The sequence below is a fragment of the Phenylobacterium sp. genome, assembly GCF_041920015.1.
Lineage (GTDB): Bacteria > Pseudomonadota > Alphaproteobacteria > Caulobacterales > Caulobacteraceae > Phenylobacterium.
Genome location: NZ_JAYRST010000063.1, coordinates 1 through 17,482 on the forward strand (window position 1 = coordinate 1; position 17,482 = coordinate 17,482).

Below are 17,482 nucleotides of genomic sequence, written 5' to 3' on the forward strand. Positions count from 1 at the left end.
GACCGGATCCAGATCCTGCCGAACCTCGACGTCCTGGCCGGCGTGCGCTTCGACACCTATTCGATGGACGACCTGCCGACCGCCAACACGGCGTTCCTGTCGCGCAACGGAATCACCAACCAGCACAACCTTGACGGCAAGCACGTCCTGCTGCCGCGGGTATCGTTCAACTGGCGTCCGATGGACCGCCTGAAGATCTCCGGCGGCTTCGGCGGCTTCTCGTCCACCGGCCTGAACGTCTGGGTGTCCAACGCCTTCTCCAACAACGGCGTGAATCAAACCAACGCGGTCTGCACCGGCACGTTCACCAATGTCGACCTGACCAAGGCGCCGGCCGGCTGCACCTTCACGCCCGGCAACGGCAACGTGAACATCGTCAGCCCGTCGTTCCAGATCCCGGTGACCTGGAAGGGCAACATCTCGGTTGGCTACGAGTTCGACCTCGGCCGGTTCGGCGACGGCTGGCTGGTCCAGGCCGACTACATCCGCATGTCGAACCAGAACGCGCTCTACTGGTACGACCTGCGCTCCAAGCAGATCGGCGTCGCGCCGGACGGCCGCCCGGTCTACGGCCGCAACACCATCGGCCAGACCGCCGGTAACGACTACGACTTCATGCTCGGCAACATCGATAAGGGCGGGTCGGAGTCCTACGCCCTGACGATCGCCAAGAACTGGAACGAAGGCGTTCTCGAAGGCCTGGGCGGCAGGTTCGTCTACACCCACACCGAGGCCGAGGACGCCAACCCGATGGCCAGCTCCATCGCGTTCTCGAGCTACACCCGCTTCGCCACCTCCGACGCCCAGCGCCCGGCCGCGGCGACCTCGGACTACGAGATCCGCGACCGCTTCGCGTTCGACGTCTCCTATTCGCGGAAGTTCTTCGGCGACAACGAGACCTCGTTCCGCCTGTTCGCCCAGCATCGTACGGGCCTGCCGTTCAGCTATACCTTCGCGGGCAGCCGCAGCGGCAACTACGACAACGACTTCGGCCATCCAGTCTCGAGCTATTCGGGCCGCCAGGCGACGTCGAACGCGCTGCTCTACGTCCCGGCCGCGGCCGGCGGCGCGGTCACCGCCACCAGCGATCCGCGCGTCACCTATGCGGCGGGCTTCGACGTGGCGGCGTTCAACGCCTTCCTCCAGCAGTCGGGCCTGATCGGCTACGCCGGGAAGATCGTGCCGCGCAACGCCTTCAACAACCCGGACGTCACCACGGTCGATATCCGCATCAGCCAGGAACTGCCCGCCTTCTTCCCGAACGGGGCCAAGCTCGAGCTCTATATGGACATCGAGAACCTGGGGAACCTGCTGAACGACGAGTGGGGCGTGGTCGAGCAGTACGACTTCTACCGCGGCGTGCCGGTGGTGAACGTCCAGTGCGGGGCGGGCGGCGGGGCCGCCTGCGCGGCGCCGGGCGCGACCTACACCTATTCGGGCACGGGCGCCGGCGGCGCCTTCCAGCAGCCGGTGAAGCCGTTCCTGCGCAGCGAAAACTCGCTGTGGCAGATCAAGATCGGCGCGAAGTACAAGTTCTAAGCCGCGCGGTTCAGAGCTGGATCGGAGAGAGGGCGGCCTGGCGACGGGCCGCCCTTTTTCCTTGCAGCGCTTGACGGCGGGCCTGCATCCGCCCATCTGCGCGCGTTCGACATGTCAGAGCATTTTCCGCCGAAGCGGCTGCCGCTTCGGCGCAGAAAATGCTCTCAATTCAAGAGTCTTGAGCGCGATCCGAGTCTATCGAAACGGATCGCGCATCCAGGGGATGCCATGACCGTTCTCGTTCCCGCCGAATGGGCTCCGCACCGCGCCATGTGGCTGGGTTTCCCGAGCCATGAGGAGCTGTGGCAGGACGACCTGCGCCAAGCCCAGCAGGAGGTGGCGGCCCTGGCCCGCGCCCTGGCCGGCCCAGGCGGCGAGCGCGTGCGCCTGATGACGGGCGGCGACGCCGGCGAGGCCGATGCGCGCGCCCTGCTGGGCGAGGTGGCGGGCGTCGAGATCGTGCCCGGCCGGTTCGGCGACATCTGGCTGCGCGACACCGGCCCGATCTTCGTCAAGCAGGACGGCGCGGACCTGGCCCAGGGCTTCAGGTTCAACGGCTGGGGCGGCAAGTACGTCTATGCTCACGACAACGAGGTGGCCGGCCAGATCGCCGAAGCTTCGGGCGTGGCGCTGAACGCCAACGACTTCATCCTGGAGGGCGGGGCCGTGGACCACGACGGCGCCGGGACCGTGCTGACCACCGGCCAGTGCGTGCTGAACCCCAACCGCAATGCGGGCTGGACCCAGGCCGACGCCGAGGCGGCCTTCGCCCGCGCCTTCGGCGCCACCCGGACCATCTGGCTGGGCGAGGGCCTGGCCAACGACCACACCGACGGCCACGTCGACAACCTGGCCCGCTTCGTCGCGCCGGGCGTCGCGGTCTGCCCGGTCGCCTATGGCCGCGGGGACGTCAACGCCGGGGCCTATGACGATGCGGCCCGCCGCCTGGGTGAGGCCGGGCTGAAGGTCGTGCGCGTGCCCTCGCCGGGCTGGATCGAGGGCGCCGAGGGCGGCCCCGTCCCGGCCAGCCACATGAACTTCATCATCGCCAACGGCGCGGTGGTCATGCCGACCTACAAGGAGGGTCAGGCCGCGGACCTGGCCGCCCAGGCGCTGCAGAGCGTCTTCCCGGACCGCAAGGTGATCTCCCTGCCGTCCAACGCCATCCTGACCGGTGGCGGTTCGTTCCACTGCATCACCCAGCAGGAGCCCGCCTGATGGCCCGCACGATCAGCGTCGCCGCCATCCAGACCAGCTACGGCATGGATCTGGACGCGAACATCAAGAAGACCGCCGACTTCATCCGCCAGGCCGCCAGCCAGGGCGCCCAGGTGATCCTGCCCTCGGAGCTGTTCCAGGGGCCGTATTTCTGCGTCACCCAGGAGGAGCACTGGTTCGACCAGGCCCATCCCTGGCGCGAGCATCCGTGCGTGACGGCGCTGGCGCCGCTGGCGGCAGAGTTGGGCGTCGTCCTGCCGATCTCGATCTTCGAGCGGGAAGGGCCGCACTATTTCAACAGCCTGGTGATGGTTGACGCCGACGGCTCGCCCATGGGCGTCTATCGCAAGAGCCATATCCCCGACGGCCCCGGCTATCAGGAGAAATACTACTTTCGGCCCGGCGACACCGGCTTTCGGGTCTGGGATTCGAAGTTTGGCCGCCTGGGCGTCGGCATATGCTGGGACCAGTGGTATCCGGAGTGCGCGCGGGCCATGGCGCTGATGGGCGCCGAGGTATTGTTCTATCCCACAGCCATCGGCTCGGAGCCGCACGACGCCAGCCTGGACACCGCCGCACCCTGGCGGCGGGCGATGCAGGGCCACGCGGTCTCGAACGTGATCCCGGTGGTCGGCGCCAACCGCATCGGCTTCGAGCCTTGGGACGGCTATCCGAACGGCGGCCAGGGCTTCTACGGCTCCTCCTTCATCGCCGACCATCGCGGCGACCTCGTCGCAGAACTCGGCCGTGATGACGAGGGCGTGATCGGCGCGACCTTCGATCTCGACTTCCTGCAGACCCACCGCGCCGCCTGGGGCTTCTTCCGCGACCGGCGCACCGATCTCTACGGAGCGTTGACGGGCCCGCGCCCGGCCTGATCCTCCCGAGCACGATCCGCTTCGATAGAATCGGATCGCGCTCAAGACCCTTTAAGTTTAGAGCATTTTCTGCGCCGAACCGGCATCCACTTCAGCGGAAAATGCTCTAGCGGCATGATCGAAACGCCCCGTCTGATCCTGCGCCGCTGGCGTGACAGCGACCGTGCGGCCTTCGCGGCGATCTGCGCCGATCCGGAGGTCATGCAGTGGCTCGGCGGCGTGATGACGCGCGAGCAGGCGGACCAGCGCATCGATCGGGTCGAGGCGACTTTCGAGCAGGTCGGCTATGGCCGCTTCCTGATCGAGCGGAAGACGGACGGCGCCTTTCTCGGCTGGTGCGGCGTCATGCCGTGCCATGAGAGCGTGACGCCCATCGCCGGCCAGCCGGAGATCGGCTGGCGGCTGATCCGCGCCGCCTGGGGCGAGGGTTTCGCCACCGAGGCCGCCCGCGCGGCGCTGGACGACGCGTTCTCGCGCGTGGGCCTGCCAGAGGTGCTGGCCTACACCACCAAGGCCAATCTGCGCTCGCTGGCGGTCATGCAGAGGCTGGGCCTGTCACGCGAGCCGCAGCGGGACTTCGATTTCCCGAACACGCCGGAGGGCGAGGACCCGAAGACCGTCGTCTACGTGGCTTATCCCTAGACCGCTACGGGCATGAGGTTCTTGGGAATCTCGCGCGAGAAGGAAAAATCTGTGATGGGAGATGGGGCGGTATCGTCTCCTCCCACCCAGATGTGGACATAGCGCCAAATCGAACTCAGGCAGGTGATGGTGTTCTCGAGAGCGTCTTGGGGCAAGAACAGCTTTGCTTCCAGGTCCGTCCCCTCGAGATGATCAGCCTCATAGTAAAGGCGGCCGACGTCCTGGAGCTCATCGAGACCAAAAACAATATCCGGCCCCAAAGGCGAAATCCAAATTCGAATTGATTTGGTCCGGTGGGTTTTAGGGGCGACGACTTGGCCTTCGATATCGAGTCCTCGCGTATAGAGAAGCCCCCCTTGGAAGCGTTGCTCGATTGGCGCCGACGCCGGGCTCAACCCAACGTGCAGGCTCCAGTCCCATTTCTGAATTTCGATGAGGAGCCGATCTGAAGCCATACGCTTGTCCGTACGCATTTTGTTCACGCGCGGCAAGACTCTCCGTTCCTGAGAATTCTAGGTCGCGCAGTTCCGCGGCGCGGTCTTGGCGCGGGCGATTTCGGCTCGGGCTTTTTTCATGTCGGCCTGGAATTGCGGGTCGGCGTGCAGGCGGGCGACCATGGCGCCGGCCAGGGTGCGGCCAGCCTCGATGTCGCTGGCGTAGTGCACGCCGCAGATGATCCGGCTTTCGCCGATCTGCTTGCCGATCGCCAGCATGTCGTCGGCCTTGGTTGGGACCAGCTCGGCCAGGATCAGAGACCAGGTCCAGCCGGTCATGGAGTGGCCCGACGGATAGGAGGCGTTGGTCTTCATCCAGTCCTCGCGCGGCACGCAGATCGGCTGGTCGTCGCCGATCATCGGGCGGGCGCGGTCGTAGTGGTCCTTGGCCGGCTTTCCGACGGTGCGCACGTCCAGTTCGACCCGGTGCAGCACGCGCAGGGCGGTCGGGGTCTGCTTCTCGTCGATGGAGACGCCGAGCTTGCAGGAATACTGCCTCAGCGCCCCGCCGCCCCACAGGTCGTTGTCGACGATCGCCTGCCTCCACCGCGGGGTGTCCTTCAGGGCTCGGGTCTCCAGATAGCGGGCGCGGTCGGCCTGGCCGGTCAGGCTGTCGGGCGCCGGCGGCGGGCCGAGCAGGGCCGCGCCGTCGATGACGCCTTGGGCCAGATAGCCGGTGAGGCTGGTCGGGATCGGATTGACCAGCGGCGCATCGAGGCTCTCGTCGACGAGCTGCGGCGAGGAGGCGGTGGTCGCAGCACAGGCGGCGAGGCCGGCGGCCAGGGCGAGGCCGGCGAACGTGGTCAGATGACGGATCATGCGGGCTGTCTAGAGCAGGATCGAAGGCGGGGGAACCATAGCCAATTGCTCCCCACTTTGGGGGAGCTCCCGGCCGGACGGCCGGGTGAGGGGGACTTGTGACTCCTTCAGCAAGCCCCCCTCCGTCTCGCGGCTGACGCCGCGATCCACCTCCCCCAGGGGTGGAGGATCTGGCCGCCTACCGCAGGACGGTCAGGCCGTTCTTGATGACCGTGGCGTTGCGGGCCTTCACCCGGGCTTCGAACGAGATGTTCTTGCCGTCCTTCCAGAGGTCCACGGTGATGGTGTCGCCGGGGATCACGGGCGCGGAGAAGCGGGCCTGGTGCGAGTAGATCTGGTCGGGATCGAAGCCGACGATCTCCTGCAGCACCGCGCGGCAGGTGATGCCATAGGTGCACAGGCCGTGCAGGATCGGCCGCTGGAAGCCGGCCTTGCGGGCGACGTCCGGGTCCGAGTGCAGCGGGTTTCGGTCGCCGTTCAGGCGGTAGAGCAGGGCCTGGTCGGGCAGGGTGGCGAAATCGACCGAGAGGTCGGGGCTGCGGGTCGGGACCGCGTGCGGTTCCGGCGCGCCTTCGGACGGGCCGCCGAAGCCGCCGTCGCCGCGGGCGAAGGTGGAGCCGGTGAGGGTGGCGACCTTCTCGCCCTTTTCGTCCTTCCAGATCGTCTCGTTGACGATCACCGCGCCCTTGCCCTCGCCCTTGTCATAGGCGCCGATGGTGCGGCCCTCGGCGGTGAAGGTTCCGTAGGTCGGCAGCGGCTTGTGCAGTTCGACCTTCTGTTCGCCGTGCACCACCATCAGGAAATTGATCTGGCTCTGGCGGTGGCCGGCCGGCACTTCGGGCGCAGGGCCGGCGGCCTTGGCGCCGGAGGCCAGCACGGTGGCGGCGGTCGGGATGACCTTGAGCGCCTTTTCATAGACGAAGGGGAGCTCCGTCTCGTTCATGGGGTCGCGACCCATGCCAACGCCGAGGGCGTAGAGCATCACGTCCTTGTCGCCGTAGGTGAAGGTGCGCGGCGCAGTCTTCTGATTGAGAATGTCGGGATAATAGATGGGCAAAACAATTCCTCCGAAGGGTGGCTCTGGGGCCTTATCGAATGGGATGAATTGAAGCGGCTCGCCTGCCGCTAGGCAAGCCATGCGGCGTCATGTTTGCCGGTATCTCTGCGATCGGGTAGAAGCGCGAACCTCGCCGAGACGGCGCGCCGCCTTAAAGAACCGTCCGCTCGCGCAGACACATCAATCGCCCAGGATCATCGAAGGTATTTCATGGCGACCCAAACCCAAATCGGCTCGGGCCAGATCACCGGCACCGTGCTGTTCTACTCGAAGCCGGAGCCGCTTTCGGTCGACCTGCACAAGACCCTGGGCGTCAAGAGCGTGCCCGGGCCGTTCAAGTTCGCCAAGGAAGGCCACGCGGTTCCGCTGACCGTCACCGAATTCGGCGTTTCGGCCCTCTGCGGCCCGATCATCTTCGTCGGCGACGAGAAGATCCCGCTGGCGGTCATGGGCCTGAACCCGGGCCAGAACATGTTTCTGACCGAGGAAGGCCTGTTCGAGCCGGGCGTCTACGTGCCGGCCTATATCCGCCGCTATCCGTTCGTGTTCGCCAATGACAGCAGCGCCGGCCAGATGATCCTCTGCATCGACCGCGCCGCCGAGTTCATCGTGGAAGGCGGCGAGATGCCGTTCTTCGACGCCGAGGGCAAGCCGACCGAGTACACCCAGAACTGCATCAACTTCTGCAACGACTACGAAGTCGAGCGCCAGCGCACGCAGAACTTCGTGCAACTGCTGAAGGACCTCGACCTGTTCGAGACCAAGACGGCGACCTTCACCCCGACCAACCCGGACGGATCGGCCGGCGAGCCGCAGACCATCGCCGAATATTTCGGCGTCTCGGAAGCCAAGCTGGCCGCCCTGCCGACCGACAAGCTGGTCGAGCTGCGCGACAACGGCGCCCTGGCCCAGATCTACGCTCACCTGGTCTCGCTGGGCGGCTGGGATCGCCTGATCGCCCTGGCCATGACCCGCCCGCAACCGCCGGTCGCCGCCAACGCCTGAGTATGAGGGGGAGGGTGAATTCCTCCCCTTCTCGCATCTGCCCGTGTCGTCCCGGAAAGCGCGTCGCGCTTGTCCGGGATCCATGGACACCGGATGGTCGAGGTGCGCCTGGGCTGGGTCCTGTTTCGAGATCAGGCGTTCATAGGTCCCGGTCTTCGGCTGCGCCGAAACCGGGATGACACCCGTATGCGACAGCCGTCTCGTTGTCAGGTCGGACTCACCGCGCGAAGACGCTGCGGGTCAGGCAGGAGAAGACCAGACGGCCCTCTTCGTCGAGCAGGTCGTGCTGGGCGATGACGATGCCCTTGCCTTCGCCGACCGGGTCCTTGCCCATCACCGTCATGCGGCCGCGCAGCACCTCGCCGGCGGGCGGATTGCGCACCCAGCGCAGGGCGTCGACGCCCAGGCGTTTGGTCTGAGGCCACTCCAGCACCGAGGCCGCATCGAGCCGGCACCAGAGCGCATAGACCATGGCGTCCGGCGCGCCGCGCTCGGTCGGCCAGCCGGGTGCGAAGGCGGCGATGAACGCTTCCAGCGCGGCCGGATCGACGGCGAGGTCGCCGAGCGACACGACTTGCCCGATTTCGATGTCGTCAAAGGACGCTGGCACAGGGACGCACTCCAAGTTCGGAAACGCTGATTCGACGATCTTCACCCGTGATTGCGACAAGTCGAGCGGGCATTTGAGTTTGGGCCTCGGCGCCCTATGTGGCGCTGATGTCGAGCGGATGGTTGATTGGCGTCATGGTCGAGGCGGCGGGGGAGCCCGTTCCCATCCGCCATTTCTTCGCGGTCGGTCATGAAGACCGGGCCAAGGCCGAGTGGACGGCCATCGACCGGGCCATGCTGATCGGCCAGGTGGCCTCCAGCCCGGTCCAGGGCCTGGAGCCGGTGCATGTCATCGGCGCGCTCAATCCAAGAACCGTGAAGTCCCTGGCCCTGAAGCCGGGCGAGGTGCGCGCGCTCGGCTGGAAATGGCCGCGCCGATGGCTGGCCCTGGCCGAGTGAGGCCGCGCGGCTTTGCGCCGGCGGCCCGCCGGGCCATATAGGCGACGAACCTGACGGGATGACCGGATGAAGCGCCTTCTTGCGATCCTGCTCGCCGCCCTGGCCCTGGCCGGCGCGGCGCCCGCGGTCGCCGCTCCCGTGGACACCGGTCACTTGGAGACCGAGCTGGTCGGCCGCGACCTGTCGGTGGCGCCAGGCGCGACCACCTATGTCGCCCTGCGCCAGAAGATCGACAAGGGTTGGCACACCTACTGGCGCAATTCCGGCGACAGCGGCGAAGCCACCCGCATCCAGTGGACCCTGCCGGCCGGCTGGCGGGCCGGCGACATCGTCTGGCCCGCGCCACATCGCCAGCCGACCGGGCCGCTGATGAACTACGGCTATCAGGGCGAGGTGCTGCTGCCCGTGCCGGTCACCGCGCCGGCCGACGCGCGGCCCGGCCAGATCGTCACCCTGACGGCCGCCGCCACCTTCCTGGTCTGCGAGGAGATCTGCGTTCCAGAGCAGGCGACCCTGACCTTCTCCCTGCCGGTCAAGGAGGGCCTGGCCGAGCCCGATCCGCAATGGGGCCGCAAGGTCGCCGAGGCCCTGGCCGCCGCCCCGGCCCCCGCGGGCCTGACGGGCGTCTTCGCGCGGCAGGGGCCGGTGGTGGCCCTGGCGATCACCGGACCGGCGCTGAAGGGCCTGGACCTGGCGGACGCCTATTTCTTCCCCTTCGAGAGCACGGTCATCGACCATGCCAAGCCTCAGCCGATCGAGCGCGGGCCGGAGGGCCTGACCCTGGCCCTGACGCCCGGCTACGCCTTCCAGCAGCCGCAGCCGCCCAAGGCCCTGGCCGGGGTGCTGGCGCTCGGCGGCAAGGCCTTCGAGGTCAGCGCCGCCGAGGGTGCGCTTCCGGCCGCCGCTTCGGGCCTGGGGCCGCCGCCGAAGGCCGCGTCTTCAGGGGCTGGGTTGGGCCTGGTTCCGGCCGCCCTGTTCGCGTTCCTGGGCGGGGTGATCCTCAACCTGATGCCCTGCGTCTTCCCGATCCTGGCCATGAAGGCCGCCGCCTTCGCCGGCCATGCGCATGAGCGGAAGGCCGCGCAAGGCCAGGGCCTGGCCTTCCTGGCCGGGGTGCTGGCGACGTTCCTGGCTCTCGCCGTCATCCTGATCGCGGTGCGGGCCGGCGGGGCGGCGGTGGGCTGGGGCTTCCAGTTGCAGTCGCCGCCGGTGGTGGCGGGGCTGGCGCTGCTGATGCTGGCCGTCGCGCTCAACCTCTCGGGCGTGTTCGAGGTCGGCGCCTCGCTGCAGGGGACGGGCGCTGGCCTGGCGAGCCGCAACGGCATGGCCGGAGCTTTCTTCACCGGGGCCTTGGCGGTGGTGGTCGCCGCGCCCTGCACCGCGCCCTTCATGGCGCCGGCCCTGGGCTGGGCCCTGACCCAGAGCGCGCCGGCCGCACTGACGGTGTTCCTGGCGCTCGGCCTCGGCTTCGCCGCGCCTTTCGCCCTGGCCCCGTTCGTGCCGGGCCTGCTGACGCGCCTGCCCCGGCCCGGTCCCTGGATGGACGTCTTCAGAAAAGCGCTGGCCTTCCCGATGTACGGAACCGCCGCCTGGCTCGCCTGGGTGCTGGTGGTGCAGGCCGGGAACATCGCCCTGGCGCGCATCCTGGCCGCGGCGGTGGCCGTGGGCCTGGCCGCCTGGCTGATCGGGATGGGGCAGCGGCGGCGGGCGACGGGACGCGGCGCTGCACCGGCCATGCTCGCAGGCGCCCTGCTGGCGCTGCTCGCTGCGGCCGCCGCCGTCTGGCCGAACTACGCCGAGCCGGCTGCGGAGGCCGCTTCGACGGGCGAAGCCGAGGCGGCCATTCCCTACGAGGCCTGGAGCCCGGAAAAGGTCGTTGCCGCCCAGGCGGCCGGCAAGCCGGTCTTCGTGAATTTCACCGCCGCCTGGTGCGTCACCTGCCAGGTGAACGAGAAGGTCGCCCTCAGCCGCCAGGGCGTCGCCGACGCCTTCAGCCAGACCAGCGCGGTCTATCTGAAAGGCGACTGGACGCGGAAGGACGCGGTGATCGAGGCCGAGCTCGCTCGCCACGGCCGCGCGGGCGTGCCGCTCTATCTCGTCTATGGCGCGAAGGGCGGGGAGGCGGTCGTCCTGCCGCAGATTCTCACCGAGGGGCTGATCGTCCGGGCGCTGAACGACGCCCGGGCCCGCTGAGGCCGGCCGTCAGACCGGCGCCTGCGGCGGGGCGGTGATAACCTCGACATTGTCGTTCAGCAGATAGCCCATGTCGGCCACGGCGCTGTCGCGGTCCTGCGGGGTCTTGGCCTCGTCCAGCGCCTTGAGCTTCAGCGGCAGGTCCTCGGCGATGCCGCGAAGGATGCACTTCAGGTCGCCGTCCAGCCCGCGTTCGGCCAGGCTGCGATGGCCCTGCATGTCCAGATCGGCCAGCTCGCCGACCTTGGCCTTGAAGGCGGCCGGGATCGGGTCCGCAGTCCCCTTGAAGGCCTCGACCTCGGCCTTCAGGGCGCCGGCGCGGCGCACGATGTCGGCGAACAGAGGCTCGGCGGAGACCACGGCCGGCGGGCTTGCGGCGGGGGCCGCGCCGGCCGGGGCGGCGGCGAGCCAGAGGGCGGAGATCATGGCGGCGGCGCTGCAGGACATGGGGCGAGCTTTCTTCGAATCGCCCAAGACAGGTCGGGCGCCTTTTTGCTAACGGCGATACCGTAAACGCCCGGCTACCGTTCAAGAAGGCTTCCGATGACCGATCTCGCCGCCGCCTGGACCCAGCTTGAAACCGCCGCCCAGGCCGCCCGCGAGCGCCGCATCGAAGACCTCTTCCAGACCGAGCCGGAGCGCCTGGACCGCCTGGTCGTCGAGGCGCCGCAGGTCCGGCTGGACCTTTCCAAGCAGCCCTGGTCGCTGGCTGACTTCGCCGCCGCGGTCGACCTTGTCCGGGCCGGCGGCTTGGAGGCCGCGCGCGATCGCCAGTTCACCGGCGAGACGGTCAATCCTTCGGAAGGCCGCGCGGCCCTGCACATGGCCCTTCGCGCGCCGAAGGGCTCGGATTTCCGGGCGGCGGGCGAGCCGGTCTCGGCCGAGGTCGACGCCACACGCGCGGCCATGGCCGCCCTGGCCGCCGCCGTGCGCTCGGGCGAGAAGCGCGGCGCGGACGGCCGGCCCTTCACGGCCATCGTCCATATCGGCATCGGCGGCTCCGATTTCGGCCCGCGCCTGGTGTGGGAAGCGCTGCGTCCCCTGGACCCGCAGATCGACCTGCGCTTCGCCGCCAATGTCGATCCCGCCGACATCGCCCTGACCCTCGCCGGCCTCGATCCGGCGACGACCCTGGTCGTGGTGGTCTCCAAGACCTTCACCACCCAGGAAACCATCGCCAACGCAGAAGTCGCCCGCGCCTGGCTGCGCGGGGCCCTGGGCCAAGCGGGCGATGCGCATCTGCTGGCGGTTTCGGCCGCCCCGGACGTGGCCCAGGCCTTCGGCGTGCCGGCCGATCAGATCTTCGGCTTCCGCGACTGGGTCGGCGGCCGCTATTCGGTGTGGTCGGCGGTCGGGCTCTCCTGCGTCATCGCCCTGGGCGCCGAGGTCTTCGAGGCGTTCCTGGCCGGGGCGGCGCAGATGGACGGCCATTTCCGCACCGCCCCCCTGGCGGCCAATGCGCCGGTGATGCTGGCCCTGGCTCACATCTTCAACCGCAACGGCCTCGGGCGGCCGATCCGCGCTGTCGTGCCCTACGCCCAGCGCCTGCGCCTGCTGCCGAACTTCCTGCAGCAGCAGGAGATGGAATCGAACGGCAAGCAGGCCGACATCCATGGCCGCCCGGTCGCCCGCGCCACCGCCGCGGCGGTGTTCGGCGACGCCGGAACCAACGTCCAGCACGCCTTCTTCCAGCTCATGCACCAGGGGACCGACATCATCCCCCTGGACATCATCGCCGTGGCCGAGGCCTCCGAAGGCGAGGCCGCCAACCAGACCAAGCTGCTGGCCAACGCCGTCGCCCAGGCCGAAGCGCTGATGGTCGGCAAGCCGGAACGCATCGTGCGCGAGGAACTGGCGGCCCAGGGCCTGGACGTCGCGGCCATCGATGTGCTGGCGCCGCAGAAGACGTTCCACGGAAACCGCCCGTCGAGCTTCCTGCTGCTGGAGAAGCTGACGCCGCAGGCGCTGGGCGCGCTGATCGCGCTCTACGAGCACAAGACCTTCGTCGAAGGGGTGCTGTGGGAGATCAACAGCTTCGACCAGTGGGGCGTGGAGCTGGGCAAGACCCTGGCCTCGCGTATCCTCAAGGAACTGGAAGGGGCGGCGCCCGGCGCGCACGATCCCTCGACCGCGGCCCTGGTCGCCCGGCTGAAACGATAAGAAGCGACACAAGTAGGAAACGAGACAAGGAGGAGGCCCGCATGCGCGACCTGACCGGAAAGACCGCCTTCATCACCGGCGGGGCCAGCGGCCTTGGCCTGGCCATGGCCCACGCCTTCGGCGGGGCGGGCATGAACGTCATGTTGGCCGACATCGAGGAGGCCCCGCTGCAGGCGGCCGTCGCCGACCTGGAGGCGCGCCAGGTCCGCGTGGCCAGCGTGCTGTGCGACGTCGCCGACCGCGCCGCCGTTTCCGCCGCCGCCGAGGCGACGGTGGCGGCCTTCGGCAAGGTGCACGTGGTCTGCAACAACGCCGGCGTCGGGGCGGGCGGTCCGATCGGCGAGGTGAAGCCCGCCGACTGGGACTGGATCGTCGCGGTCAACCTGATGGGCGTGGTCTACGGCATGGAGGCGTTCCTGCCGCACGTGCGCGCGCACGGCGAGGGCGGCTGCTTCGTCAACACCGCCTCCATGGCCGGAATGATCTCGGTGCCCAGTATGGAGCCCTACACCGCCACGAAGTACGCCGTGGTCGGCATGTCCGAGGGTTGGGCCGGCCAGCTTGCGCCGGAGAACATCAATGTCGCCGTGCTCTGCCCCGGCTTCGTGAAGACCCGCATCGACCAGTCGGGCCGCACCCGCCAGGCGAAGTACGGCGGCCCGGCCTCGCCTGCCGAAACTCCCGGCTCGCCCCTGGTCGCGGGCGGCATCGATCCCGAGCGGGTCGGCCGCCGCGTGCTGGAGGCCGTCCAGAACGACGAGCGCTACATCTTCACCCATCCGGACATGCGCGGCCTGGTCGAAAACCGCTTCGGTCAGATCATGGCCGGCTTTGCCGCCGCGGCGGCCAGTCCGATTCTCGAAGACCTGGACTACGTCACTCCCGACCTCTCGGCCCGGCCGGTCTGAGCCTTGCGCCGGGGGCAGACTGGCGAGGTGAGGGGGTGAGTCTGCAACACCCCCTCTGCCGAAGGGGGAGGAATTGCCGGACTCGCCTTCTTCAGGCTTTGCGGCTATGAGCGCCCTGTCATGACGCGTCGTTCGCACCATCACGGCCATCACCATCCGACCTCGCATTGCGGGATCGGCCGGGATCGCATGGCCTAGAGCGACCCCAGCCCGAGCCTCCCGCACCTGCGGATGGGGCTTGCGACACCGGCTCCATCCGTCCTGAAAAGCCTTCAAGGATTTCGACGAATGGACATCTCCGCCCCCCTTCGATCGCCGCCGCGCCTTGCCGCGCGCGCCGCCAGCCTTTAGGCGAGCGCCATGACCGACGCTCCCCGCCCCGAGGCCCGCGCCCCGCGCGGCTTCAACGACCGCCGCGCCCGCGACCTGGCTGCCGAACGCCAGATCCTGACCCGGGTCTCCGCCGTCTACGAACGCTACGGCTTCGAGGCCCTGGACACCGGGGCGTTCGAGTACGCCGACGCCCTGGGCAAGTTCCTTCCCGACGCCGACCGCCCCAACGAGGGGGTCTTCGCCCTGCAGGACGACGACGAGCAGTGGATGGCCCTGCGCTACGACCTGACCGCGCCCTTAGCGCGGTTCGTGGCCCAGAACTGGGAGACCCTGCCCAAGCCGTTCCGCCGCTACGCCTTCGGCAGCGTCTGGCGCAACGAGAAGCCCGGCCCCGGCCGCTTCCGCGAGTTCACCCAATGCGACGCCGACACGGTCGGCTCGGCCCGGCCGGAGGCCGACGCCGAGATCATCGCCATGACGGTGGAGGGGCTGGAGGCCGCGGGCCTGCCGGCGGGGTCTGCGGTGATCAAGATCAACAACCGCAAGCTCCTGAACGGTCTGCTGGCCGCCGCCGGCGTGTCCGACGAGGGCCAGAAGCTGGCGGTGCTGCGCGCCGTCGACAAACTCGACCGCCTGGGCCCCGACGGGGTGCGCCTGCTGCTGGGCGAGGGGCGCAAGGACGAGTCCGGCGCCTTCACCAAGGGCGCGGGCCTGAATGCGGCGGGGGCAGAGGCGGTGCTGGCCTTCACCGCCGCCGGGGTCGGCGGGCGTAGCGAAACCCTGGACCGGATCGCGGGCGTCATCGGCGGCTCGGCCGAGGGCGACGAGGGCCTGGCCGAGCTGGCGGCCATCGACAAGGCCCTGGCCAGCCTGGGCGTCGGCGCCGATCGGGCGATGTTCGACCCGTCCATCGTGCGCGGTCTGGAATACTACACCGGCGCGGTGTTCGAGGCCGAGCTGCTGCTGGCCACCAAGGACGACAAGGGCCAGGCGGTCCGCTTCGGCTCCATCGGCGGCGGCGGGCGTTACGACGATCTCGTCGCGCGCTTCACCGGCGAGCGCACGCCGGCCACCGGCTTTTCCTTCGGGGTCTCGCGCCTGGCCTCGGCCCTGCGCGCGGCGGGCCGGGAAATGGGTGGCGAGGCGCGCGGGCCGGTGGTGGTCATCGCCTTCTCGCAGGAGGACATGGCGCACTACTTCGCCGTGGTCGGCGAGCTGCGCGCGGCGGGCATCCCGGCCGAGGTCTATCTCGGCAGCTCGGGCATGAAGGCGCAGATGAAGTACGCCGACCGCCGCATGTCGCCGGCCGCCATCATGCTGGGCGGCGACGAGATCGCCGGCGGCCAGGTCACGATCAAGGACCTGGACCTGGGGCGCGCGCTTTCCAAGGGCGTGGCCGACAACGCCGAATGGCGCGAGCAGCGGCCGGGTCAGCAGACGGTCGCGCGCGGCGACCTGGTCGCCACGGTGCGCAAGATCATCGAGGCCGGGCAATGAGCGCCGAACCCGCCGTTCCGCCCGAAGCGCTGGCCGCCATCCGCGCGCCTTTCCTGGCCTTGGAGGCCGAGGTCGTCGATGCGCCCATCCTCCAGCCGCTGGGCCTGCTGCTCGAACTGGTAGGCGAGGCGATGCGCGCGCGGCTGTTCGTCGTGCAGGCCGAGGGCGGACAGGAGACCTGCCTGCGTCCGGACTTCACCGTGCCGGTAGTGCGCCAGCACCTGGAGAGCGGCCGGTCCTCGGGCCGCTATTTCTACGAGGGCAAGGCGTTCCGCGCCTCGCCCGAGCCGGGCCGTCCCGACGAATTCCGCCAGATCGGTCTGGAGCGCTTCGACGACGGCGCGGTGTCGACCCTGGAGGCCGACGCCGAGATCGCCGCCCTGGCTTGGCGCGCCGCGGCGGCGGGCGCGCGGGGGGACCTCGGCCTCTGGTTGGGCGATGTCGCGCTCTTTTCCGCCTTCGTGGACGGATTGGGCCTGGCCGCGCCGCTGGCTGCGCGGGTGCGCCGCGCCGCAGCCCGGCCGCGGCTGCTGGCCGGGGAGCTGGCCCGCGTCGACCAGCCGCCGGCCGCGCGCGAGGGCGGCCGGCTGGCCGACCTGCTGGCCGGGCTTTCCGAAGCCGAGGCCGCGACCGTGCTGGAGGAGATGTGGACCCTGGCCGGCATCGCTCCGGTCGGCGGCCGCGGCCCGGCCGAGATCGCTCAGCGCCTGATCCGCCGGGCCGAGGCCGCTCGCGCCCCGGCGCTCAGCGCCGACCAGGCTGATCGCATCCGGCGGTTCCTGGCCATCGAGGCGGCGCCCGCCGAAGCCTTTGCGGTGGTCCGTGACCTGGGCGGGGCGGGGCTGGACGCTCCGTTGGCGGACTGGGCGCGCCGGCTCGACCTGATGGCGGCGGCCGGCGTTCCGGTCGAACAGGCGCGGTTCTCGGCCGCCCTGGGCCACGCCTTCGACTATTACGACGGCCTGACCTTCGAGATCCGCTCGGCGGCGCTGGAGGGAGACCGCGCCGTCGCCGTGGGCGGACGGTATGACAGCCTGCCCGCGCGACTAGGCGGCGCGGCGGGAAGCCAGGCGGTGGGGTGCATGATCCGGCCCTGGCGGGCCTGGGCGGGAGGCGAGGCGTGAGCGAACCCCTGATCCTTGCGGTTCCGTCCAAGGGCCGCCTGAAAGAACAGGTCGAGGCCTGGCTCGGCGACTGCGGCCTGAAACTGTCCGTCAGCGGTGGATCGCGTGGCTACATGGCCGAGCTGAAGGGCGCGCCGGGAGTGCAGGTGCGCCTGCTCTCCGCCGGCGACATCGCCGAGGCGCTCGATGCGGGCGAGGTCCATCTGGGCGTCACCGGCGAGGATCTGCTGCGTGAACGCGGCGGCGACATCGACGCGCGCGTGCTGCTGCTGCGCGCGCTCGGCTTCGGCCGCGCCGACCTGGTCGTCGCCGTGCCCAAGAGCTGGATCGACGTCGAGACCATGGCCGATCTGGAAGAGGTGGGCCACGACCTGCTCGTCCGCTCTGGCCGGCGCATGCGCGTGGCGACCAAGTACCTGACCCAGACCCGCGCCTTCTTCGCCCGTCATGGCGTCGCCGACTATCGGATCACCGAGTCGGGCGGGGCGACCGAAGGGGCGCCGGCCGCAGGCTCTGCCGAGCTGGTCGTGGACATCACCACGACCGGCGCGACGCTGGAGGCCAACAGCCTGAAGATCCTGGCCGACGGGGTGATCCTGAAGAGCCA

Annotated in this window: 16 protein-coding genes and 1 pseudogene; 12 read left to right on the top strand and 5 right to left on the bottom strand. The window is 69.5% G+C overall.

Features of this window, described 5'->3' with window-relative positions; all coding sequences use genetic code 11:
• The 4 genes and pseudogenes from ACE3TL_RS12645 to ACE3TL_RS12660 form a co-directional block, all read left to right on the top strand.
• Positions 1-1,539 (top strand): annotated as a pseudogene (locus ACE3TL_RS12645) (TonB-dependent receptor); the annotation flags it as partial.
• A 228-nt stretch (positions 1,540-1,767) separates the two neighbouring features.
• Positions 1,768-2,757, top strand: coding sequence for an agmatine deiminase family protein (locus ACE3TL_RS12650; RefSeq protein WP_374579045.1), 990 nt, complete (start codon positions 1,768-1,770; stop codon positions 2,755-2,757).
• On the top strand, positions 2,757-3,635 hold the full coding sequence (gene aguB / locus ACE3TL_RS12655) for an N-carbamoylputrescine amidase (protein ID WP_374579046.1): 879 nt from the start codon (positions 2,757-2,759) through the stop codon (positions 3,633-3,635). The genes ACE3TL_RS12650 and aguB overlap by 1 nt, the downstream gene beginning before the upstream one ends.
• A 114-nt stretch (positions 3,636-3,749) precedes the next feature.
• Positions 3,750-4,277 carry a GNAT family N-acetyltransferase gene (locus ACE3TL_RS12660; protein ID WP_374579047.1) on the top strand — a complete coding sequence of 176 codons (528 nt, stop codon included), beginning with the start codon at positions 3,750-3,752 and terminating at the stop codon, positions 4,275-4,277.
• Here the strand turns inward: ACE3TL_RS12660 and ACE3TL_RS12665 are convergent.
• The 3 genes from ACE3TL_RS12665 to ACE3TL_RS12675 form a co-directional block, all read right to left on the bottom strand.
• Positions 4,274-4,768, bottom strand: coding sequence for a hypothetical protein (locus ACE3TL_RS12665; RefSeq protein ID WP_374579048.1), 495 nt, complete (start codon positions 4,766-4,768; stop codon positions 4,274-4,276). The two genes, ACE3TL_RS12660 and ACE3TL_RS12665, sit on opposite strands and share 4 nt — an antisense overlap.
• A 21-nt stretch (positions 4,769-4,789) precedes the next feature.
• A complete protein-coding gene (locus ACE3TL_RS12670) occupies positions 4,790-5,590 on the bottom strand; it encodes a phosphatase PAP2 family protein (RefSeq protein WP_374579049.1) in 801 nt (266 codons plus the stop codon).
• A 178-nt stretch (positions 5,591-5,768) separates the two neighbouring features.
• On the bottom strand, positions 5,769-6,647 hold the full coding sequence (locus ACE3TL_RS12675) for a MaoC/PaaZ C-terminal domain-containing protein (protein WP_374579050.1): 879 nt from the start codon (positions 6,645-6,647) through the stop codon (positions 5,769-5,771).
• A gap of 210 nt (positions 6,648-6,857) precedes the next feature.
• On the opposite strand from ACE3TL_RS12675, the gene ACE3TL_RS12680 reads away from it, so the two are divergent.
• A complete protein-coding gene (locus ACE3TL_RS12680) occupies positions 6,858-7,652 on the top strand; it encodes a SapC family protein (protein WP_374579051.1) in 795 nt (264 codons plus the stop codon).
• A gap of 217 nt (positions 7,653-7,869) precedes the next feature.
• Here ACE3TL_RS12680 and ACE3TL_RS12685 read toward each other — a convergent pair whose 3' ends face one another.
• Complete coding sequence (locus ACE3TL_RS12685) at positions 7,870-8,262, bottom strand: acyl dehydratase (protein ID WP_374579052.1); 393 nt, start codon at positions 8,260-8,262, stop codon at positions 7,870-7,872.
• A 107-nt stretch (positions 8,263-8,369) separates the two neighbouring features.
• On the opposite strand from ACE3TL_RS12685, the gene ACE3TL_RS12690 reads away from it, so the two are divergent.
• Complete coding sequence (locus tag ACE3TL_RS12690; protein ID WP_374579053.1) at positions 8,370-8,660, top strand: hypothetical protein; 291 nt, start codon at positions 8,370-8,372, stop codon at positions 8,658-8,660.
• A 66-nt stretch (positions 8,661-8,726) separates the two neighbouring features.
• Entirely contained in the window at positions 8,727-10,853 is a 2,127-nt protein-coding gene (locus ACE3TL_RS12695) for a protein-disulfide reductase DsbD family protein (RefSeq protein ID WP_374579054.1), read from the top strand.
• A gap of 9 nt (positions 10,854-10,862) precedes the next feature.
• On the opposite strand, the gene ACE3TL_RS12700 is transcribed toward ACE3TL_RS12695, so the two are convergent.
• Positions 10,863-11,300, bottom strand: coding sequence for a hypothetical protein (locus tag ACE3TL_RS12700; RefSeq protein WP_374579055.1), 438 nt, complete (start codon positions 11,298-11,300; stop codon positions 10,863-10,865).
• Positions 11,301-11,396: 96 nt separating this feature from the next.
• Between ACE3TL_RS12700 and pgi the strand changes: the two genes are divergently transcribed.
• From pgi to hisG, 5 genes are all read left to right on the top strand, one after another.
• Positions 11,397-13,013 (top strand): glucose-6-phosphate isomerase, encoded by a 1,617-nt coding sequence (gene pgi / locus ACE3TL_RS12705; RefSeq protein ID WP_374579056.1) that lies wholly within the window; start codon positions 11,397-11,399, stop codon positions 13,011-13,013.
• Between the two features lie 41 nt (positions 13,014-13,054).
• Positions 13,055-13,921, top strand: coding sequence for an SDR family NAD(P)-dependent oxidoreductase (locus ACE3TL_RS12710; protein ID WP_374579057.1), 867 nt, complete (start codon positions 13,055-13,057; stop codon positions 13,919-13,921).
• Between the two features lie 360 nt (positions 13,922-14,281).
• The gene (gene hisS, locus ACE3TL_RS12715) at positions 14,282-15,751 is read left to right on the top strand and encodes a histidine--tRNA ligase (RefSeq protein ID WP_374579058.1); all 1,470 of its coding nucleotides are present in this window, start codon (positions 14,282-14,284) and stop codon (positions 15,749-15,751) included.
• Entirely contained in the window at positions 15,748-16,875 is a 1,128-nt protein-coding gene (locus tag ACE3TL_RS12720) for an ATP phosphoribosyltransferase regulatory subunit (protein WP_374579059.1), read from the top strand. Before hisS ends, ACE3TL_RS12720 begins: the two co-directional genes overlap by 4 nt.
• On the top strand, positions 16,872-17,482 hold a 611-nt coding region (hisG, locus tag ACE3TL_RS12725; RefSeq protein WP_374579060.1), incomplete at its 3' end, for an ATP phosphoribosyltransferase. The genes ACE3TL_RS12720 and hisG, both read left to right, overlap by 4 nt.